Origin of the sequence: Devosia aquimaris (assembly GCF_020169335.1) — a bacterium.
Classification (GTDB): Bacteria; Pseudomonadota; Alphaproteobacteria; order Rhizobiales; family Devosiaceae; genus Devosia; species Devosia aquimaris.
Genome location: NZ_JAIEZN010000001.1, coordinates 1,726,864 through 1,747,116 on the forward strand (window position 1 = coordinate 1,726,864; position 20,253 = coordinate 1,747,116).

Here is a 20,253-nt window from a genome sequence, read left to right on the forward strand (position 1 = left end):
CAGCGCATGAAGGATCCCGAATTGGTCCGGCGCGAGGGCAATCACACAAGTCACTCCGTCACGATATCAGCGGCATGGCGCATGTCGCGCAGGGGCCGGACGCGGCGCGTGGCCTCGGCATAATTGGGATGGGCCTTGTAGGCGTCGAAGGCAGCCCGGTCGGCGAACTCGGCATAGACCACCACGTCGATGTCATTGCCATAGAGATCGACCTTGCTGTTGCGGCGGATCTCGAACACATCGCTGTGCGGGATCTCGCCGAGCAGCGACAGCCCCGCGCAGATCGCGTCGATCTTGTCGGGGGCGCTGGCGGTGAAGAGCACGATGTGGCGGATCATGGCGACATTCCATTTGAGGCGTGCCGCCTTGTCCGGCCCCGTGACGCAACCGTCAACCCATCAGCGGCGTTGATGACCTCCATTCTGCTTTGTCGCTTTGCGTGATGATGTCGCAGGCGTAAAGATCGACTTCCCCTGTCTGGATTCTGCGCCATGCCCCAGTCCGTCGTTCGCCCCGCAGTCCCCCTGCTTGCGCTCATCATCGCCGGCTGCGTCATCGCCGCCATCGGCAATGGCATCCGCACCAGCTTTGGTCTGTTCACCCTGCCGCTCAGCGCCGACCTCGGCCTCAGCCGCGAGGGCTGGGGCATGGCCATGGCCATCCAGAACCTGGCCTGGGGCATAGCCCAGCCCTTCGCCGGCGCCTTTGCCGATCGCGTCGGCACCGGCCGCACCATTGCCCTGGGCGCCGCCGTCTATGCGCTGGGCCTGCTGCTCATGGTGGTCTCGCCCAATGCCAGCATCATGGCGCTCACCGCCGGCGTCATCACCGGCGTGGGCATTGCCATCTGCTCATTCAGCGTGGTCATGGCTGCCTTCGGCCGCGCCGTGCCGATGGAAAAGCGCTCATTGATCTTCGGCGTTGCGACCGCCGCCTCGTCCTTCGGCCAGTTTGCCTTCGCACCTATCACCCAGGGCTTCATCAATGCCTTCGGCTGGCAATCGGCCCTGATCTACCTGGCCATGGCGCTGCTGCTGATCATTCCGCTCAGCTATGCCCTGCGCGGCCGCAGCGAAAACACCACCGGCCAGGCCGACCTGCCCTTCATGCAGGCCCTGGCGCGTGCCTGGGGCTATGGCTCCTATCGCCTGCTGGTCATCGGCTTCTTCGTCTGCGGCTTCCACCTGGCCTTCATCAACGTGCACATGCCGGCCTATCTGGTGCAATGCGGCCTGTCGCCGGAAGTGGGTAGCTGGACCATTGCGGTCATTGGTCTGTTCAATATTGTCGGCTCGCTGCTCTCTGGCTATCTCGGCGGCCGACTGCCCAAGCAGATCCTGCTGGCGACTATCTATTTCCTGCGCGCGGTGGCCATTGGGCTGTTCCTGCTCATCCCCGTCAGCGAAGTCACCGCCTATGCCTTCGCAGCCGCCATGGGCCTGCTCTGGCTCTCCACCGTGCCGCTCACGGCGGGCCTGGTCGCCATGTTTTTTGGCGCCCGCTACATGGGCATGCTCTATGGCGTGGCCTTCTTCAGCCACCAGCTCGGCTCCTTCACCGGCGTCTGGCTGGGCGGCTTCGTCTATGACCTGACCGGTTCGTACAGCCTGGTCTGGTATCTCGGCATCATGCTGGGCCTGGGCTCGGCGGCGCTGCATCTTCCGATCAATGAACGGACTGCACCAAACTTCGCGCTCAAGCCGGCCTGATCGACAGGCCGACGCACCATCGTTTTTTGCCGATAAAGACTTGCCAAAGGCGGATCATGGGTTCATGTTCCGCTTCGCCTTTCCAGTGCCTGCGCCATTGCCGCGGCCAATACTGAGATTCATTCATGTCTGATCACTTCACGCGAGTTCTCTCGCGCACAGAATTCATTGCCTTGATGGCCGCCTTGATGGCCCTTAATGCCCTGGCCATCGACGTCATGCTCCCCGCCCTGCCCTACATGGGCGAAGCGCTTGGCGTGACCAGCGAGAACGAACGCCAGTTTGTCATTTCTGCCTATATGATTGGCATGGGCACGGCCCAGCTGGTCTTTGGCCCGCTCACCGACCGGTTCGGCCGCCGCGCTCCGCTGCTGGCCGGCATGGGTCTTTATGTGATCGCCGCCTTTGCCGCCATCTTCGCCCCCAGCTTTGCAGCCCTGCTGGTGCTGCGCGTCATCCAGGGCATGGGCGCTGCCAGCGTGCGCGTGATCGCCACCTCGGCGGTGCGCGACAACTACGCCGGCCGCGAAATGGCCGAGGTCATGTCGCTGACCTTCATGGTCTTCATGGCCATCCCCATCATCGCCCCCGGCATCGGCCAGGTGCTGCTGCTCACCGGGCCCTGGCAGGCGATCTTTGTGTTCATGGGCCTGCTGGCCGGCGCCTTCTGGCTGTGGACCTTCATCCGCCTGCCCGAGAGCCTGCCGCTCGACAAGCGCCGCCCGCTGACCTTCAAGGGCGTGTTTGACGGCTTCGTCATTGTCTGCACCAATCGGGTGGCCTTCTCCTATGGCCTGGCGGGCACGTTCCTGTTCGGCGCACTGTTCGGCTTCATCAGCTCGAGCCAGCAGATCTATGTCGATATCTATGGCCTGGGTGTCTATTTCCCCGTTGCCTTTGCCGCCATGGCTGCGCTGATGGCCGTCTCGTCCTTCACCAACTCGGTGATCGTGCGCCGCTTCGGCATGCGCCGCCTGTCCCACGGCGCCATGCTGGCCTTTACCGGCGTCAGCGGCATCTGGCTGGCCTTCGCCATGGCCGGCTTCCTGCCGCTGTGGCTGTTCTTCCCGCTGCTGGCCATCATCATGTTCAGCTTCGGCTGGGCCGCGTCCAACATGAACTCGCTGTCCATGGAGCCCCTGGGTGCCGTGGCCGGCACCGCTTCGGCGGTGTTCGGCTTCATCCAGACCGTGGGCGGCGCGGTCATCGGCGGCTATATCGGCCAGCTGTTCAACGGCACCACCGTGCCAGCTGCGGCAGGCTACTTCTTCATGGGCCTGCTCTCGCTGATCTGCATCCTGATCGCCGAGAACGGGCGCCTATTCGGCGTGGGCGAAAAATACGTCCACACCGAAACCGCACCCGCCGCGCACTAGTCGGAGTCGGGGCGCCCCAGCGCCTCGATTTCTCCCCGGTCGTGGTACACATGATCGACCAGGCCCCAGGCGCGGGCCTGTTCGGGCGTCATGAAATTGTCCCGCTCGAGCGCCGCCTCCACTTCGTCATAGCTGCGCCCGCAGTGCTTGGAATAGAGCGTGTGCATGCGGCGCTTCAGCCGCTCGCTCTCCTGGGCGTGGATCATGATGTCGGTGACCTTGCCCTGATAGCCACCGCTTGGCTGGTGTAGCATGATCGAGGCATTGGGCAGGCATACCCGGCGCCCGGGCGCCCCGGCCATCAGCAGGAATGACCCCGCCGACATGGCCATGCCCATGCACAGCGTACCCACCGGCGCCTTGATGAACTGCATGGTGTCGTACATCGCCAGCGCCGCCGTCACCACGCCACCGGGCGAGTTGATGTAGAGGAAGATCTCCCTGCTGGGGTTCTCTGCCTCAAGGAAAAGCAGCTGGGCGCAGACCAGCGCGGCCATATTGTCCTCGATCTCTCCGTTCACGAAAATGATCCGCTCGCGCAGCAGCCGCGAATAGATATCGAAGGAGCGCTCCCCGCGGCTCGACTGTTCCACCACCATAGGGACGAGTTGCATCATGTCGCGCATCGGCGAACCTCCGTTAAGCATTGAAGTGATTCAGGTTTTAGGCGGCCAGCATCAGCGCCGGCGTGCCATTGCTATTGGCCGCCACCGGCAGCGCCATGGGCGCATGCGTCAGGCGAAACCAGGTGCCGCCATCGCCGGTCGGCGTCAGCTCGAAGGTGACAAGGCTCTCCTCGGCCCCCACCACCGCTCCGGCGCCGCTCTCGCGCCAGCGATAGGTGAGGCTCCGGTTCTCCTCTGCTGTCACCACCGACAGGTCCAGCCCCTCGGCGGGCCGCAACCAGCGCTTGAGATATTCGGGGATGGTCAGGGCCCGCCACACCTTCTCGGGCGGCGCCTTGAGCGCACATTCAAACACCAGCGCATCGGTCGGCATCATTGGTCCATCTCCCGCAGCAGATCCCTGAGATTGTCGATACGCGACGGCCAGAAAGCTTCGTATTTGGCCAGCCACTGGTGCAGCGGCGCCAGGCCCTCGGGCGCCACGCGATAATGCGCATAGCGCCCCTCGCGCCGCTCGCTGATCAGCCCCGCCCCGCGCAGCACCGCCAGATGCTGGCTCATCGCCGGCTGGCTGATGGCAAAGCCATCGCGCAGTTCGGTCGCGGTCATTTCCGCCGCCGCCAGCTTTTCGAGCACGGCACGACGCGTCGGATCGGCCAACACCTTGAAGATATCTGTCTCGCTCATGGCATCACATAAGCATAGACTTATGAGTCGTGGCAACGGGCTTTTTCTCGGGCCATTGTCTCGGGCCTTTGTCTTGGCCCGCCGACCCCATCAATTTCGCTGATGGCACCCATTCACCCAAGTGTCTTGATCCCCGGCCCCGAGTCCCATCAGATGGCATGAGCCCTTCCCGCTCCATATCGAGCCCGACCATGTCCATCACCACCGGCCGCCCCTACCTCGCCATTCCGGGGCCGTCCGTCTCACCCGAGCGCGTGCTGTCCGCCATGCATCGCAGCGCCCCCAACATCTATGAGGGCGAAATCGTCGAGCTGACGCGCGCCATGATTCCCGATCTCAAGCGCGTCGCCCAGACCAGCCAGCATGTGGCCATCTACATCGCCAATGGCCATGGCGCCTGGGAGGCGGCCAATTGCAACATGTTCTCGCGCGGCGACAAGGCGCTGCTGGCCGCCACCGGACGCTTCGGCCATGGCTGGGCCGAGTCGCTCACACGCATGGGCGTGGACGTGCAGATCATCGATTTCGGCAAGTCACGCCCCGCCGATCCGCAGGCCATTGCCGATGCCCTGGCCGCCGACACGGCCCATGCCATCAAGGCCGTGCTGGTCACCCATGTCGACACCGCCTCCAGCGCCCGCAATGACCTCGCGGCCATTCGCGCCGCCATCGACAGCACCGGCCACCCGGCTCTGCTCGCCGTCGACGCCATCGCCTCACTAGGCTGCGATGAGCTGCGCATGGATGCCTGGGGTATCGACGTGCTGGTCGGCGCCAGCCAGAAGGGGCTGATGCTGCCGCCCGGCCTGGGCTTTATCTGGTTTTCCGACAAGGCGCTGGAGCGCTCGCAGACCGCCGATCTCGTCACCCCCTATTGGGACTGGAAGCCGCGCGGCCTGGGCACCGAGTTCTGGCAGTTCTTCGGCGGGACCGCACCGACGCACCACCTCTATGGCCTGCGCGAAGCCCTCACCATGATTCTGGATGAAGAGGGCCTCGAGCGGACCTGGGCCCGCCATCAGCGCCTCGCCCGTTCCGTCTGGGCCGCCTTTGACGCCTGGGGCCAGGGCAGCGCCATTGCGCTCAATGTCGCCGATGCGGAGTCACGCGGCTGGTCGGTCACCGCCGCCACCATTCCCAATGGCGGCGCCGGCGCCCTGCGCCGCTGGCTCGAAGCCGAGGCCGGCGTGACCCTGGGCATTGGCCTGGGCATGGCTGCCCCCAGCGAGCCCGCCTATCAGGATTTCCTGCGCGTCGGCCACATGGGCCACGTCAACGCCCACATGACGCTGGGCGTGCTGGCCAGCATGGAAGCCGGCCTGCAGGCGCTGGGCATTCCCCATGGCCCCGGTGCGGTCGAAGCGGCAGCTGGAGCCTTCGCCCAGCCCTGACGCCCGTCAGAACGTAAACACCTGCCGCCGCAGTTCGTCCCAGGCGTCCTTGTCCACGGCAACCAGCAGGCCGCCATCGACATGGCTGGGCCGATAGGGCTGTCCATCGAGCCGGGCAGCGTAGGCATTGGCCTCCTGGCTCATCAGCGCGCCACCCAGATGGTCCCAGGGCATCAGCTTGTTCCAGCAGCCGAATTGGGCGTGGCCGGACACCAGCGTGCGATATTCGTGGCCCGCGCAGCGGAAATTGGACACCACGCGCACCTTGGCCAGATTGCTCAGCACCTCGGCGCGCCGGTCGGCCGGCAGATAGGACACGGAGACACAGCCCACCATCTCCGCCAACGGCAGCGGCGCGGCCACCTGCATGCGCACGGCCTCGCCATTGGGGCGGCGCAGCCAGGCGCCCGCGCCCTTTTCGGCCATCATCCAGTCGTCGCCCATCGGGTCGTAGATAATGCCGGCAATCGTCTCGCCCTTGGAGACCACGGCGGCCATGGTGGCAAACAGCGGCAGCCCGGCGGCGTAATTGGCCGTGCCGTCGATAGGGTCGACCACCACGGCGAAATCGGCATCGGCCAGCCGGCCCAGCAGCGCCGGATCGGCAGCCACAGATTCCTCACCCACGAACAGGGCATCGGGCATCACCTGCGCCAGGCGCGCCTTGATCGCCTCTTCGGTGGCCACATCGGCCTCGGTCACCAGATCGATGGCTTCGGTCTTGGTATGCACCATGCTGGCATCGAGCCGGCGAAAGCGCGGCAGGGCCTCGGCCCGGGCGGCGTCGCGCAGGATGCCCGCCAGTTCCATCACGTCAAAATTCAACTCTGCGTCCTCTTCTCGAACAGGGCATTGAAGTCAAACAGCCGGCTGTCGAGCATATGGCTGGGATTGATGTTCCCTAGCGCACGGATCATGACGTCCTTGCGACCGGGCATGCGTTTCTCGATATCGCTGAGCATGGCCTTCATGGCATTGCGCTCAAGCCCATCCTGCGACCCGCACAGGTCACAGGGAATGATCGGAAACGCCATGGCATCCGAGAAGCGTTGCAAATCCTCTTCGCCGCAATAGATCAGCGGGCGCAGCACCTCGATGTCGCCCTCGTCGTTGAGCAGACGCGGCGGCATGGCCGCCAGCTTGCCGCCGTGAAACAGGTTCATGAAGAAAGTTTCGAGGCTATCGTCGCGGTGATGGCCCAGCACCAGCGCGGTGCAGCCCTCCTCCCGCGCGATGCGGTAGAGATTGCCGCGCCGCAGCCGGCTGCACAGCGAGCAATAGGTTGCCCCGGCCGGCAGCTTGTCGGTGACGATGGAATAGGTGTCCTGATATTCGATGCGATGGGCAATCCCCAGGCCCGACAGGAATTCGGGCAGGATATGCTTGGGGAAATTGGGCTGGCCCTGGTCGAGATTGCAGGCCACCAGCTCCACCGGCAGCATGCCGCGCCATTTGAGGTCGAGCAGCAGCGCCAGCATGGAATAGCTGTCCTTGCCGCCGCTCAGCGCCACCAGCCATTTCTCGCCCGGCCGCACCATGCCGAACTTGTCCAGCGCCTCGCGCGTCAGCCGGATCAGCCGCTTGCGCAGCTTGTTGAACTCGCCCGAACGCGGCGCCTGCGCATAAATGGGGGGACCGCCGGCCTCGGTCTCGTCAGCGCTGCTGGCCGCGCTTTCCATTACCTCGCTCATGGCGAAACTCACTTTCCTTCAGTCCCGTTGCTGATAGCGCCCCAGCGTCCCCAGGGGAAGGGCAAGCGCGGACGCCCAACCTTACGAAAGATTAAGTTCTTCAACTTGCTTTAGTCCAAATACGACAGCTAGATGAAGCCCTTCCCTCGGCACCCAGGAGTCGCGTGGTGTTTCGTTCCTTTTTCCCCGTTCCCAAGATCTTCTTTGGTTCCGCCGTCGTCTGGATGCTGCTGACCACGCTGCTCTATCAGCTCGCCGGCGATCCGGTTCGCTCGGTCATCAGCATTGACCGGTTCCTGGCACCCGCCATCTGCGCACCTGCCGAAGTCCCAGCCGACCAGGCCACTGTTGCCGACGATGCATTACCGGCCCCAACCGCCGGGGCGGCGACCACCAACCCCAATGCCCCGGCCAGCACCGAGAGTGCCGCGCCGACCGCGGCAGCCACCACAGCGGTGGCCAACTGCGTCGTTGAGGACACCAACTTCCTCAACGGCGGCCGCATCTGGGAGTATTGGTACATCTTCCTGTCCACTGTCGTCTTCTGCGCCTTCTGGTACTTCTACAAGCGCAACGAATGGTACTGGTGGTCGGTCGTTGGCAGCGCAGCGCTCTATCTGGCCACCTATAGCCAGGTGCAGCTCAGCGCCTTCATCAATGACTGGCAGGGCAATTTCTTCGACGTTCTCCAGCGCGCCCTCGGCGAGCCCGGTTCGGTTTCGCCGGCCGAATTCTACCCCTATGTGGTCACGCTCTTCGCCGTCCTGCTGCCCAACATCATCTTCCTTGTGCTGCTGGCCTTCTTCAATTCCCACTACGTCTTCCGCTGGCGCAAGGCGATGACGTCCTACTACATGCAGTCTTGGCAGGCAGTCCGCAGCACCGAAGGCGCTGCCCAGCGTGTTCAGGAAGACACCATGCGCTTTGCCTCCATCGTGGAAGATCTGGGCACCAGTTTCCTCGATTCCCTGCTGACCCTGGTGGTGTTCCTCCCCATCTTGTGGGGCCTTTCGACCCACATCACCGAGCTGCCCTTCTTCGGCGCCATCCCGGGCAGCCTGGTCTGGATCGCTCTGGTTGTTGCCGCCTTCGGCACCGCCCTGCTCTGGATTGTCGGCATCCGCCTGCCCGGCCTCAACTTCGAAAACCAGAAGGTTGAAGCCGCGCTGCGCAAGGAGCTGGTCTATGGCGAGGACGACCCCGAGCGTGCCAGCCCGGCCAGCTTCCGCGAGCTCTTCGCCAATGTGCAGAAGAACTATTACCGGCTCTACTTCCACTACACCTACTTCAACCTGGCGCGGTATGCCTATCTCCAGGTCGCCGGCTATGTGCCCCTGTTGACGCTGTCGCCCTCGATCCTGGCCGGCACCATCACCTTGGGCATCTACCAGCAGGTGCAGCAGGCCTTCGGCCAGGTGGCGAGCTCGTTCCAGTTCTTCGCTCGCGCCTGGACCACCATTGTCGAGCTGCAGTCCATCTACCTGCGCCTGCACCGCTTCGAGGCCTTCATTCCCCGCGATCAGGAGCCGATCAAGGAGAGCCTGAGCGGCGCCGCGTCGGTCTAGTCCGGCACACCACTCCATTTGGCGCTGCGATGGCCGCGCCAAACGACCTCGGCGCACGTCCTGCCTGTTTTCAGGCCAGGGCAGTGCCCGCGACGACCCAATCTGCGCGGCGGCACATTCAACGAACCCGTCACAGCAAAGCAAAAGGGCCGCTCCGAAGAGCGGCCCTTTCCAATTCTGAAATTCGTTTCGCTTAGCGCGAGTAGAATTCGACGACCAGGTTCGGTTCCATCTGGACCGGGTACGGCACGTCCGACAGGCCCGGGACGCGGGCGAAGACGGCGGTCATCTTGTTGTGGTCGACTTCCACATAGTCCGGCACATCGCGCTCGGCCAGCTGGGTGGCTTCCAGCAGCACGGTCAGCTGCTTGGAGCGCTCGCGCACTTCGATCTTGTCGCCAACCTTGACCTGGTAGGACGGGATGTTGACACGCTTACCATTGACCAGGATGTGGCCGTGGCTGACGAACTGGCGGGCAGCGAACACGGTCGGCACGAACTTTGCGCGGTAGACCACGGCGTCCAGACGGCTCTCGAGCAGGCCGATCAGGTTCTCGCCGGTGTCGCCCTTGACGCGGGCAGCTTCGGTGTAGAGGCGCTTGAACGCCTTTTCAGTGACCGAGCCGTAGTAGCCCTTGAGCTTTTGCTTGGCGCGCAGCTGCAGACCGTAGTCCGAGAGCTTGCCCTTGCGGCGCTGGCCATGCTGGCCGGGGCCATAGGCACGGGCGTTGAGCGGGGACTTCGGACGGCCCCAGATGTTTTCGCCAAGACGGCGATCGATCTTGTACTTGACTGAATGACGCTTCGACATCGCGTATCCTTCTAACAGGTGAATGGATCGCGCCCTCCTCTGCCATCCCGAGGGATGACCGACAGACCCCAATAATTCAGGAGATCCCGGGTGCGCCTACGGGCCAATGGCCCCAATAGGTGGGCGGGTGATAGGCAATTGCGACGGTTTCGTCAAGCGGCCTCGGGATCGCTGCTGCCATCGGCGACCATCTTCTTGTCCAGGCTCCGCTGATTGCGCAGCCCCGGGAAGATGATGCTCCAGAGAACGGCGATGCCCATGGCGCCCAATCCGCCCACCACCACGGCCGCCACGGGCCCGATGAAATGGGCCACCGTGCCGGCGCGGAACTCGCCCAACTCGTTGGAGGCGCCAATGAACACCGAGTTCACGGCATTGACACGCCCGCGCACTTCCTCTGGGGTCCACAGCTGCATGATGGTCTCGCGGATGGTGACGCTGACCATATCGGCCGCGCCCACCAGCGCCAGGGCGGGAATGGAAATCCACACCGTCGTGGACAGCCCGAAGATGAAAGTGAAAAGGCCGAACAGGCCCACGAACAGGAACAGCAACTTGCCGGCATGGTCGCGGATCGGGAATCGGGTCAGCACCAGCGCCATGACAATGGCGCCCACGCCCGGCGCGGCACGCAGCAGGCCCAGCTCTTCCGGCCCGGCATGCAGAATATCCTTGGTGTAGACCGGCAGCAGCGCCACCGCCCCGCCCATCAGCACGGCAAACATGTCCAGCGAAATGGCGCCCAGCACCACCTTGTTGGAAAAGATGTAGCGGAAGCCGCCAAACATGGTCTCAAGGCTGGTCGCCTGCCCCCCGCTCTTCTGCGCCGGCTTGGGAATCAGCAGCACGCTGACCATGGCGATCAGCAGCAGCACGGCCCCGGTGCCAAAGGCCACCGTCGGCCCCAAGCCATAGAGCAACCCGCCCGCCGCCGGCCCCATGATCGAGGCAAACTGCCAGGCCGAGGCATTGACGGTGATGGCATTGCTCAGCGCTTGGGGCGGCACCAGGTTTGGCGCCAGCGACTGCGCCGCCGGGCCCCAGAAGGCCCGCGCCGTACCCAGCACGATTAGAATGCCGAAGATCGGCCAGACTTCGTGGGCCTCGGCATTGACGAACACCAGGAAGCCCAGCGCGCAGAGCATTTCGACGCTCAGGCAGATCGCCATGATGGCGCGGCGGTTGAAGCGGTCAGCCGTCAGCCCGGTCACCAGCATGAGCAGCAGCGACGGCAGGAACAGGCTCAGCCCCACCAGCCCGAGCAGGAACACATCGCCGGTCACGTCATAGATTTGCCAGGCGATCGACACCGACATGATCTGCACGGCAAAGCTGACCAGCAGGGTCGTCAGCCAGAAAAAGCGGAAGCCGATGTAGGAGAAGGCAATGCGGGAGGGGTCGGCGGGACTGTGCGTGCTCATGGCGGGGAATGTGCACGGCGCTCGCCCGCCGTCAAAGGCGAAATGCGGGCAAAACGTACAGCGACAGCGCTTTCTTGGCCGGGCGTCGCAGCTGTGCCGCTATTCGTCCTTTGGCGCCGGTTTCTGCCGGTTGGGATTGGGCCGTTCGTGCCGCCGGTCGATCGAGGAGATCACCCCACGCAGCGTGCGCACCTCCTGGCTGGAGAACTGCCCGCGCGTCAGCGCCGTGCGCAGATTGTCCACCATGCCGGGACGCTTGTCGGCGGACGTGAAGAAGCCCGACTGGTCCAACACGCCTTCGAGATGCTCGAACAGCCCCACCAGTTCGCTGCGCGGCGCCACGTCCTGCCGGCTGCTGCCGATGGGCAGCGTCTCGGCCTGCCCCGACTGCCGCCGCCACTCATAGGCCAGGATCAGCACGGCCTGGGCGATATTGAGCGAGGCAAAGGCCGGCTCCACCGGCAGGGTGACGATCATGTCGGCCAGCGCCACCTCTTCATTGAGCAGGCCCCATTTTTCCCGGCCGAACAGCAGCCCGGCCTTCTGCCCGCCGCCGATATGGGCCACCATGCGCGTCGCCGCCTCGTCCGGGCCGATCACATCCTTCTGGATGCCGCGCGCCCGCGCGGTGGTGGCATAAACCAGCGTCAGATCGGCAATGGCCTCTTCTAGCGTCTCGAACACCGTCACCCGCTCGATCACATGGTCGGCGCGCGAGGCGGTTGCTACCGCCTTCTCATTGGGCCAGCCGTCGCGTGGCCGCACCAGGCGCAGGTCCCAAAGGCCGAAATTGGCCATGGCCCGCGCCGCCGTGCCGATATTCTCGCCCAGCTGCGGCTCGCACAGGATCACCACCGGTGTCGGCTTGAAGTCGATTTGGATCGATGAATCTGTTCCGGCCATGGCCCTGCTCTCTTGGTTGGGCGCACATACCGTGTTTTGGCCGCCGCTGGCAAATGCCCGCCGCGCTAGTCCGCCGCCTGTTCACGGCGCATGGCGTTCCATTCCGGCCACAGCATGGCATAGACGAATTCCTCGTCCCAGCCGCCCTTGAACGCCGCATGTTCGCGGAAATGGGCTTCCCGCCGCATGCCCAGCCGCTCCATCAGCCGCCAGCTCGGCGCATTGGCGGTGTGGCAGCGCGCCGAGACGCGGTGCATGTCGCAGGGGCCGAAGGCCAGGTCGAGCATGGCATTGGCCGCCTCGGTGGCAAAGCCCTGCCCCTGGTGCGCCGGATCCAGGATCCAGCCCAGCTCGCCCTGCCGTGCCTCGACATTGCGCCAGATCAGCGACATCTCCCCGATCACGCAATTGTTCTCCGCCAGCTCCACCGCCAGCACGATCTTGTCACCCTCGACATCAAGCGCCACCTGCCCGGTGCGCTGCTGCACGGCCATGGCGCATTCGTCCCGGCTCAGTGGCCCGTCGAACAGATAGCGCGCCACCGCTTCAAGTCGGCGATAGGCAAACACCGCGTCGACATCTCCGCGCGTGAACGGGCGCAGCCGCAGGCGCTGGGTGCTGACTGGATAGTCTGGATAGGCGGCCATAGCGTCCCCCTCCGGGCGCAGCACTCTTGCCATTGTCGACTGCAAACGCAAGCCGCCTCCCCTTGCCGCGCCTTCGGCGCCATGCCAGCCTGTGGCCCATGAGCTCGCCGGCCCGCCCACAAATTGACATCGCCGCCCGCTGCGCCTGCGGCGCCATTGGCCTGGCCGTTTCTGGTCAAGTTGTATCCATGTTGCTGTGTTCCTGCCTGGATTGCCAGCGCGCCACCGGCAGCGGCCATTCCAGTGTCGCTCTGGTGCCCACATCGGCGCTCACCGTCACCGGCACGCCGAAATCTGTATCCAGAAAAGCCGATTCCGGCGCCGCCTTCACGCGCCACTTCTGCGGCGAATGCGGCATGCCGCTCTATGGGCAATCGTCCCGCGCGCCCGATCTGCGCATGCTGGCCGTCGGCTTTTTCGCCGGCCAGACCAATTGGTTCGCCCCACGACAGCTCATTTTTGCACGCAGCCAGCAGGCCTGGGACCTGGTGGGCGACCATATCGCCCGGCATCAACGCTATCGGGAGTCACCGCCATGAGCCTGGCGTCCGACGAACTGAGTGACCGGATTCGCGCCCTTGTGCCGCCCGGCCTGGTGCTGCGCGAACAGAAGATGTTCGGCGCAGTCGCCTTCATGCTCGATGGCAATATGCTGGTCGCACCAATGAAGGATGGCGCCCTGCTGGTGCGCACCGGCAAGGACGCGCAGGCCGACGCCCTCACCCGCCCCGGTGCCGCCGTCATGAGCATGACGGGCCGCACCATGTCCGGCTTTGTCGAGGTCTCTGGCGATGCCATCGAAGATGACGATGCGCTCAACCAATGGCTCGAGCTGGCCCTGGCCTTCGTGCGCACCCTACCGCCGAAATAGCCGACCCCACATTGCGGGATCGGCCAACGTTCCGGTTCAGATGCGGCCGAACACCAGCGCGGCATTGACGCCGCCGAAGCCGAACGAGTTCGACAGCGCATAATCGACCTGCGCCTTCTGCGCCACATTGGGCACCAGGTTGAACTTGTCGGCGACCTCTTCGGGGTCTTCGAGGTTGATCGTGGGCGGCAGCACGCCTTCGCGCAGCGCCTGCACTGTCACCACGGCTTCAAAGGCACCGGCGGCACCCAGCATGTGCCCGGTGGCCGATTTGGTCGACGACACCGCCAGATCCTTGCCGCGGCCTTCGAACACCGCCGAAATGCCGGCGATCTCGGCCGCATCGCCCACCGCAGTGGAGGTTGCATGCGCATTGACATAGCCGATCTGCGACGGGGCAACGCCCGCCATGGTGAGTGCATTGCGCATCGCCACCTGGGCCCCGGCGCCATCGGGTGAACCCGAGGTCAGGTGATAGGCATCGGCCGAGGTGCCATAGCCCGCCAGGATTGCCAGCGGCTTGGCGCCACGCGCCTTGGCGTGGCTCAGCTTTTCGATCACCAGCACGGCGGCGCCTTCGGCCAGCACAAAGCCATCATGGCCCTTGTCAAAGGGACGCGAGGCCGCTTCCGGCCGGTCATTGAACGCCGTGGCCAGCGCGCGCGACGCAGCAAAGCCACCCACAGAAATCGGGTCGACCGAACCTTCGGCACCGCCGACGACGGCCACTTCGGCCTCGCCGGTCATGATCAGGCGCATGCCATCGCCAATGGCCTGGGCCGAGGCGGCACAGGCGGTCACCGGCGTGCCGATCGGCCCGCGGAAACCGTGCAGGATGGAGAGCCAGCCGGCCGCCAGATTGGCGAGGAACGACGGCACGGTGAACGGCGACAACCGCCGCGCGCCCTTGGTATTGATGGTCTCGACCGCCCGCGCCATCACTGGCGAGCCGCCCACACCCGAGCCGATGATCGTGGCGGTCGCCGCCTGGTCTTCCGGCGAAGTGGGGTGCCAATTGGCCTGGTCCAGCGCTTCGGTGGCCGCGCCGATGGCATATTGGATGAACAGATCCATCTTCTTGACGTCCTTGGCGTCAATGAAATCCACCGGGTCAAAGCCCTGCGGATCATTGGCCTTGGCGGGCACCAGCCCGGCAATGCTGGCGCCAAAGCCGGTGGTATCGAAGCGGTCGTTCTGCACGATGCCGCTACGGCCCGCGGTCAGCCGCTCCCACATGGTGGGCACGCCCACACCCAGCGGGCAGACAACGCCCATGCCGGTAACAACGATCGGATCGGACGGGTCTGGCTTGAGCATGTTCTGTCTCCTGTGGAATGCGGCGATGTGTGGCGCGTCCCGGCCACCCGGGACAACTAGAGGCGCGCCACCTGCCGCATGGCGGCGATGACGGTGGTAAAATCGGGGGCCGCGAGCGCGGCGCGCAACTCGGCCTGGTTCTGCGCCCAGGCGGGGCGCACGGCATCGACCATTTCGGCGCCCTGCGGCGTCAGCCGGGCAATGCGGCTGTTGCCGCGCTCGCCATCGGCCCAGGCCACCAGGCCCCGCCGCTCCAGCAGCGCCAGATTGCGCGACAATGTCGACCGATCCATGGCGATCGCCGCAGCCATCTGCGTTACCGAGCGGCCCGGATGCTGCAGCAGCGACCCCAGGATGCTGAACTGCGCCGCCGTGATGCCGAAACCGCGCAGCTTGCGGTCAGCCAGCCGCGTCACGGCCCGTGAGGCCATGCGGGCATTGAGCACCAGACACTGGTCGAAATCATCCTGCATGGCTGCACAGGTAGTCGTGCATATGCACGGTGTCAACTGGCATGCCCCCTTGCCCATGCCGCCTTTGCGCACCCTCCAAGCCAGTGCTATACGGGCAGCGAACAAGGCCGAAAGGTCAACATGCGGATTTCAGGGAGATATTTCCGATGAGCAAAATCAAAGTCGCCAACCCGGTGGTCGATCTCGACGGCGACGAGATGACCCGGATCATCTGGCAGGCGATCAAGGACAAACTCATCCATCCCTATCTCGATCTGCCCATTGAATATTATGACCTCTCGGTCGAGAGCCGCGACGCCACCAACGACCAGATCACGGTCGATGCCGCCCATGCCATCCAGAAGCATGGCGTCGGCATCAAATGCGCCACCATCACCCCCGATGAGCAGCGCGTTGAGGAATTCAAGCTCAAGAAGATGTGGAAGTCGCCCAACGGCACCATCCGCAACATCCTGGGCGGCGTGATCTTCCGCGAGCCCATCATCTGCAAGAACGTGCCGCGCCTAGTGCCCGGTTGGACCCAGCCCATCATCGTGGGCCGCCATGCCTTCGGCGACCAGTACCGCGCCACCGACTTCCTCTTCCCCGGCAAGGGCACGCTGTCCATCAAGTTCACCGGTGAAGACGGCAAGGTCATCGAGCACGAAGTCTATCAGGCCCCCGGCGCCGGCGTCGCCATGGCCATGTACAACCTCGATGATTCGATCCGCGACTTCGCCTACTCCAGCTTCAACTACGGCCTGGCCCGTGGCGTGCCGGTGTACCTGAGCACCAAGAACACCATCCTCAAGGCCTATGACGGCCGCTTCAAGGATATCTTCCAGGAGATCTACGAGGCCGAGTTCAAGGAGAAGTTCGAGGCCAAGAAGATCTGGTACGAACACCGCCTGATCGACGACATGGTTGCCTCCGCCCTCAAGTGGAGCGGCGGCTATGTCTGGGCCTGCAAGAACTACGACGGCGACGTGCAGTCCGACATCGTGGCCCAGGGCTTCGGCTCGCTCGGCCTGATGACCTCGGTTCTGGCCACGCCCGATGGCAAGATCGTCGAGGCCGAAGCCGCCCATGGCACCGTGACCCGTCACTACCGCCAGCACCAGCAGGGCAAGGAGACCTCCACCAACTCCACCGCTTCCATCTTCGCCTGGACGCGTGGCCTGGCCCACCGCGCCAAGCTCGATGACAACGAAGCGCTGGCCAAGTTCGCCACCACGCTGGAAAAGGTCACCGTCGACACCATCGAGGAAGGCAAGATGACCAAGGATCTCTCCCTGCTCGTCGGCCCCGATCAGCCCTGGCTCTCGACCCTGGGCTTCCTCGACGCCATCGACAAGAACCTGCAGAAGGCCATGGCCTGACAATGCGAAAGAGCCGGCACCCAGGTGCCGGCTCTCCCTAGGAATTCGGGAAAGGGCGCCTCGCGGCGCCCTTTTTGTTACTTGGTCTTGCCGGCCTTGGGCGCCTCCAGCGTCACCTCGGTCCGCTCGCCGGCGGACACCGTCACGGGGCTTTCGCTCTTTGCGCCCTCAACCTCCAGCGCGAGCACATAGTCGCCCGCCGGCAGGGTGAGCGAGAACTCCGGGCCATAACCGCCGCCAAACGACTCGCGATTGCCCTCGAGGTTCTTCTTGGCGCTTTGTGCCTCGACATAGCCATTGGACGGAATGGTCGCCGCCAGAACACCGGCGTTGAGCGTCAGGGCGACATCGGTCTGCTGCCCGCCTTCAACCGTGAACGGCAACTCACCCTTGGCCCCATCGAGCTGGTACACGGCCACATAGTCGCCCGGAGTCAGCTCGAACTGCTGCTCGCCGCCATAGCCGTTGGCCACCGATTCACGCGATCCATCCAGCGCCTTCTTCGCCTTCTGGATATCCACCCAGATACCGGCATCGACGGCCATGCCAGGCACATACTCGGCCTTGACCGCGGCCACGCCGACCCCGACCACGACGTTCTTCTCAATGGTCTCGCCCGCCGCCAGGGTGAAGCTCTCGGTCACCTCACCGGCCCCGACCTTGACCGTCAGCGTCAGATCGCCGGCCGGAACGCGGAAATTCTCCTCGCCATAGCCATAGGCTTCACCACCCGGATAGGTGAGCGACAGCGGCGCCCCATCGGCCACGGGCTCGCCTTCGGCCGCAAAGGCCCGCACCTTGACCAGCCCGGCATTGAGCACGAAGTGCGGCTCGATGACCTCATCTGCCGTGACCGTCACCGGCTGATCCTGTTCAACCTCACCCCATTTCGCGCGCAGGATGTAGTTGCCCGGCTCCATATCGATCTTGGCACCCGAGTGATACTCGGTCCGCAGCCACTCACCGGCCGAGCCGTCTTCCAGCACGGAATGGAAGTTCCACGAAATGTCGGCATTGTCGTCGACGAGGTCAGGACCGCCTTCGGTCAGCGAGGCCGAGGGCGCCACCGTATAGTTGACGGCCGCCGGCTCCTGCTTCGGCTCGGGTTCCGGCGCAGGCTCGGCTTCGGCCACCTCTGCCACCGTGGCGCTGAGCGCATCCACCAGCGCATCGCCATCCTGCGCAGACAGGTATCGCCCGCCTGTATTTTCCGCCAGGCACGCCACCTGCTGCCCCTCTTCGTCGGACAGGCCAAAGCCCAGCACATGGGTGGTGAAGTCAACGCCCTGCGATTCCAGTTCGCTCGCCAATTGGCAGGGGTCGACCTCGCAGGTCTCCAACCCGTCGGTGATCAGGATCACCGTCGCCTTGTCCTCGGTGAACTGCAATGCCTCGGCGGCGCGACGCACAGCTTCGGAAATGGGGGTCTTGCCCTTGGGATTGATCTCGTCGGCCGCCGCCACAATGGCCGGGCCCGCGCCAGGACCGGGCTCCACCAGCATTTCAATGTCGTCGCAATTGCCCTTCTCGCGGTGGCCATAGCTCATCAGGCCCAGCTCGAGGTCATCGGGCAGATCCTTGAGCACCGAGGCCAGTGTTTCCCGCGCGATGGTAATGCGCGCCTTGCCCTCGATCTGCGCCCACATCGAGCCCGACCCGTCCAATACGATGATCGCCCGGTCAGCCGCGACAACCGGCAATGCCAGTCCGAGCGCCGCCACCATGCCCAGGGCAAGACTGCGCCACCCCATGCCTGTCCTCGATCCCCACATGCTGTGTCCCTCCAGATCAAAGTTCAATAATGGCACCGACCATGCCCAGTGCAAAGAAAATCACGGCAGCGGTGACGACAGTATGAACAGCCCAGGGCAGCATTCTGAACAATCGCGACACAATTGCCACGGCACGACCTCTGTTGCCCACGGTCATTGTCCTCGCAGCGACAGTGCCGGCACCACGGCAGAACTGCTGCGACACATTTCGCTCTCGGAGCTGCCCGCCACAGCCATCATCGTGTCGTCTGGGTCACATTGCAGCCGCTGTTCCGCCTGCTGTGTTGACGACCGGGCGGAAATCACGCAGTAGTTGACGTAATGGTCAATCAAATGGCTGGGAAGAGGAGCAGATGCCCATTAGGTCAACTGCTTTGCCATAAATGACCGGCGACGGCCAACGTGCTGTCATGACGTATTTTTTGTGATTGGAGGGTCACGTGCGCACACATTTCAGACTTCTTGGGGCCGTCGCGGGCCTCGCCCTGAGCCTGCCTTTGGTCGGCGGCGCGTTTGCCGGCGGGCTCGATGCCAATGGCTATGACTGGGACCTGCTGTTCGATCCGGCGACCTATGCCAGCAAGGCCAGCGCCAGCTATGTCTACATCAACAAGGACGTGACCAATCCCGGCGTCATGGCGGGCACCATTGCCACCACGCCCTCGCGCGTCCACTACAATGCCGGGGTCAAGGCCGACATCTTCGACATGGCCAGTTGCCTGATCTCGGTCCAGAACCCCTTTGGCTCCGACACATCCCGCAACAATGCCTATGCTGCCGCCACCAAGCAGGCCGTCAGCGAATCCATCCGCTCCACCGATACCGGCCTCACCTGTGCGGTGGGTCTGCCTGCCGGCCCCGGCGTCATCAGCCTGATCGGCGGCATCTCCGCGCAGAACCTCGACTATCAGGCCGCCATTCCCACCGGGTTGGCGACCAGCACCCCGCTCTCGCTCAACGGCTGGGGCCTGGGCTGGCGTGCCGGCGCGGCCTATGAGATCCCCGAATATGCCCTGCGCATCAGCGCCATCTACAATGCGCCGATCAACTACACCCTGAACGGCACCGCCTATGGCGGCGCGGCCTCGTCCTCTGTCACCGCGCCCCAATCCATCGAAGTGCGCGGCCAGACCGGCATTGCCCCCGGCTGGCTGGCCTTGGGCTCGGTCAAATGGACCAACTGGTCCGTGCTGCAGAAGCTGACGGTCACCACCATTGGAGCTCCGGTCGTCTCCACCTTCAACTATCGCGACAGCTGGACCATTTCGGGCGGCATCGGCCACGCCCTGAGCGATCAGCTCAGCATGGTGGCCATGGCCACCTGGGACCAGGGCACCTCGACCCCGGGCGCCGGTGGCGTGCTCACTGCCGGCACCCAGACGGACCGTTTCGGCCTGTCGCTGGGCGGCATCTACAACGCCTCGCCCAATGTGCAGATCACCGGCGGCGTCTCTGCCAGCACTCTGGCCTCCGGCTCCAATGCCCTGGGTGAACGCTGGGGCACCGGCTATGTGCTGGCGGTTAGCGGCGGCATCAAGGCGTCGTTCTAGCCACCGGCACAATGCATGACCGATCCTTGGGTCGCGGGACTATCGTCCTGCGGCCCCTTTCTTTTCTGCACTTCAGCGCTCAACC

The 20,253-nt window shown here is 64.5% G+C and carries 21 protein-coding genes; 8 read left to right on the plus strand and 13 right to left on the minus strand.

The features are described 5' to 3' along the window. Nucleotides 1–50: 50 nt before the first annotated feature. Complete coding sequence (locus K1177_RS08340) at nt 51–338, minus strand: Dabb family protein (RefSeq protein ID WP_224702819.1); 288 nt, start codon at nt 336–338, stop codon at nt 51–53. A gap of 153 nt (nt 339–491) precedes the next feature. Between K1177_RS08340 and K1177_RS08345 the strand changes: the two genes are divergently transcribed. Then, nucleotides 492–1,709, plus strand: coding sequence for an MFS transporter (locus tag K1177_RS08345; protein ID WP_224702820.1), 1,218 nt, complete (start codon nt 492–494; stop codon nt 1,707–1,709). 125 nt (nt 1,710–1,834) lie between these two features. After that, nucleotides 1,835–3,085, plus strand: coding sequence for a multidrug effflux MFS transporter (locus tag K1177_RS08350; RefSeq protein WP_224702821.1), 1,251 nt, complete (start codon nt 1,835–1,837; stop codon nt 3,083–3,085). Here K1177_RS08350 and K1177_RS08355 read toward each other — a convergent pair. From K1177_RS08355 to K1177_RS08365, 3 genes are read right to left on the minus strand one after another with little or no spacing between them, the layout of a single operon-like run. Continuing rightward, nucleotides 3,082–3,711, minus strand: a complete 630-nt coding sequence (locus K1177_RS08355; protein ID WP_224702822.1) for an ATP-dependent Clp protease proteolytic subunit — start codon at nt 3,709–3,711, stop codon at nt 3,082–3,084. The genes K1177_RS08350 and K1177_RS08355 overlap by 4 nt on opposite strands. A gap of 37 nt (nt 3,712–3,748) precedes the next feature. Next, nucleotides 3,749–4,087 (minus strand): SRPBCC domain-containing protein, encoded by a 339-nt coding sequence (locus K1177_RS08360; protein WP_224702823.1) that lies wholly within the window; start codon nt 4,085–4,087, stop codon nt 3,749–3,751. Next, the gene (locus tag K1177_RS08365) at nt 4,084–4,398 is read right to left on the minus strand and encodes an ArsR/SmtB family transcription factor (RefSeq protein ID WP_224702824.1); all 315 of its coding nucleotides are present in this window, start codon (nt 4,396–4,398) and stop codon (nt 4,084–4,086) included. Before K1177_RS08365 ends, K1177_RS08360 begins: the two co-directional genes overlap by 4 nt. 191 nt (nt 4,399–4,589) lie before the next feature. Here K1177_RS08365 and K1177_RS08370 point away from each other — a divergent pair, with 191 nt between their 5' ends. Continuing rightward, entirely contained in the window at nt 4,590–5,789 is a 1,200-nt protein-coding gene (locus K1177_RS08370) for a pyridoxal-phosphate-dependent aminotransferase family protein (protein WP_224702825.1), read from the plus strand. Nucleotides 5,790–5,795: 6 nt separating this feature from the next. Here the strand turns inward: K1177_RS08370 and K1177_RS08375 are convergent, their stop codons facing one another. After that, nucleotides 5,796–6,599, minus strand: coding sequence for an inositol monophosphatase family protein (locus tag K1177_RS08375; RefSeq protein WP_224703715.1), 804 nt, complete (start codon nt 6,597–6,599; stop codon nt 5,796–5,798). Between the two features lie 11 nt (nt 6,600–6,610). Beyond that, nucleotides 6,611–7,480, minus strand: coding sequence for a tRNA 2-thiocytidine(32) synthetase TtcA (gene ttcA, locus K1177_RS08380; RefSeq protein WP_224702826.1), 870 nt, complete (start codon nt 7,478–7,480; stop codon nt 6,611–6,613). Between the two features lie 167 nt (nt 7,481–7,647). On the opposite strand from ttcA, the gene K1177_RS08385 reads away from it, so the two are divergent. Next, on the plus strand, nt 7,648–9,045 hold the full coding sequence (locus K1177_RS08385; RefSeq protein WP_224702827.1) for a peptide transporter: 1,398 nt from the start codon (nt 7,648–7,650) through the stop codon (nt 9,043–9,045). 193 nt (nt 9,046–9,238) lie between these two features. Here the strand turns inward: K1177_RS08385 and rpsD are convergent, their stop codons facing one another. The 4 genes from rpsD to K1177_RS08405 form a co-directional block, all read right to left on the minus strand. Continuing rightward, nucleotides 9,239–9,856 (minus strand): 30S ribosomal protein S4, encoded by a 618-nt coding sequence (gene rpsD, locus K1177_RS08390; protein WP_224702828.1) that lies wholly within the window; start codon nt 9,854–9,856, stop codon nt 9,239–9,241. Between the two features lie 152 nt (nt 9,857–10,008). Further along, a complete protein-coding gene (locus tag K1177_RS08395) occupies nt 10,009–11,277 on the minus strand; it encodes an MFS transporter (protein WP_224702829.1) in 1,269 nt (422 codons plus the stop codon). A gap of 99 nt (nt 11,278–11,376) precedes the next feature. Next, complete coding sequence (locus tag K1177_RS08400) at nt 11,377–12,180, minus strand: RNA methyltransferase (RefSeq protein WP_224702830.1); 804 nt, start codon at nt 12,178–12,180, stop codon at nt 11,377–11,379. Nucleotides 12,181–12,245: 65 nt separating this feature from the next. Next, nucleotides 12,246–12,827, minus strand: a complete 582-nt coding sequence (locus K1177_RS08405) for a GNAT family N-acetyltransferase (protein ID WP_224702831.1) — start codon at nt 12,825–12,827, stop codon at nt 12,246–12,248. Nucleotides 12,828–12,925: 98 nt separating this feature from the next. On the opposite strand from K1177_RS08405, the gene K1177_RS08410 reads away from it, so the two are divergent. After that, complete coding sequence (locus K1177_RS08410; protein WP_449508573.1) at nt 12,926–13,366, plus strand: GFA family protein; 441 nt, start codon at nt 12,926–12,928, stop codon at nt 13,364–13,366. Continuing rightward, entirely contained in the window at nt 13,363–13,698 is a 336-nt protein-coding gene (locus K1177_RS08415) for a TfoX/Sxy family protein (RefSeq protein WP_224702833.1), read from the plus strand. The genes K1177_RS08410 and K1177_RS08415 overlap by 4 nt, the downstream gene beginning before the upstream one ends. Before the next feature lie 36 nt (nt 13,699–13,734). Here K1177_RS08415 and fabF read toward each other — a convergent pair whose 3' ends face one another. Continuing rightward, nucleotides 13,735–15,015, minus strand: a complete 1,281-nt coding sequence (gene fabF, locus K1177_RS08420; RefSeq protein WP_224702834.1) for a beta-ketoacyl-ACP synthase II — start codon at nt 15,013–15,015, stop codon at nt 13,735–13,737. A gap of 56 nt (nt 15,016–15,071) precedes the next feature. Beyond that, nucleotides 15,072–15,488 carry a MarR family winged helix-turn-helix transcriptional regulator gene (locus tag K1177_RS08425; RefSeq protein ID WP_224702835.1) on the minus strand — a complete coding sequence of 139 codons (417 nt, stop codon included), beginning with the start codon at nt 15,486–15,488 and terminating at the stop codon, nt 15,072–15,074. A gap of 146 nt (nt 15,489–15,634) precedes the next feature. On the opposite strand from K1177_RS08425, the gene K1177_RS08430 reads away from it, so the two are divergent. Then, nucleotides 15,635–16,846: an NADP-dependent isocitrate dehydrogenase gene (locus K1177_RS08430; protein ID WP_224702836.1), complete on the plus strand. Its 1,212-nt coding sequence runs from the start codon at nt 15,635–15,637 to the stop codon at nt 16,844–16,846. Between the two features lie 77 nt (nt 16,847–16,923). On the opposite strand, the gene K1177_RS08435 is transcribed toward K1177_RS08430, so the two are convergent. Next, nucleotides 16,924–18,597 (minus strand): vWA domain-containing protein, encoded by a 1,674-nt coding sequence (locus tag K1177_RS08435; RefSeq protein ID WP_224702837.1) that lies wholly within the window; start codon nt 18,595–18,597, stop codon nt 16,924–16,926. Nucleotides 18,598–19,058: 461 nt separating this feature from the next. Between K1177_RS08435 and K1177_RS08440 the strand changes: the two genes are divergently transcribed. Continuing rightward, the gene (locus K1177_RS08440; protein WP_224702838.1) at nt 19,059–20,168 is read left to right on the plus strand and encodes an outer membrane protein transport protein; all 1,110 of its coding nucleotides are present in this window, start codon (nt 19,059–19,061) and stop codon (nt 20,166–20,168) included. The last annotated feature ends 85 nt before the right edge of the window (nt 20,169–20,253 follow it).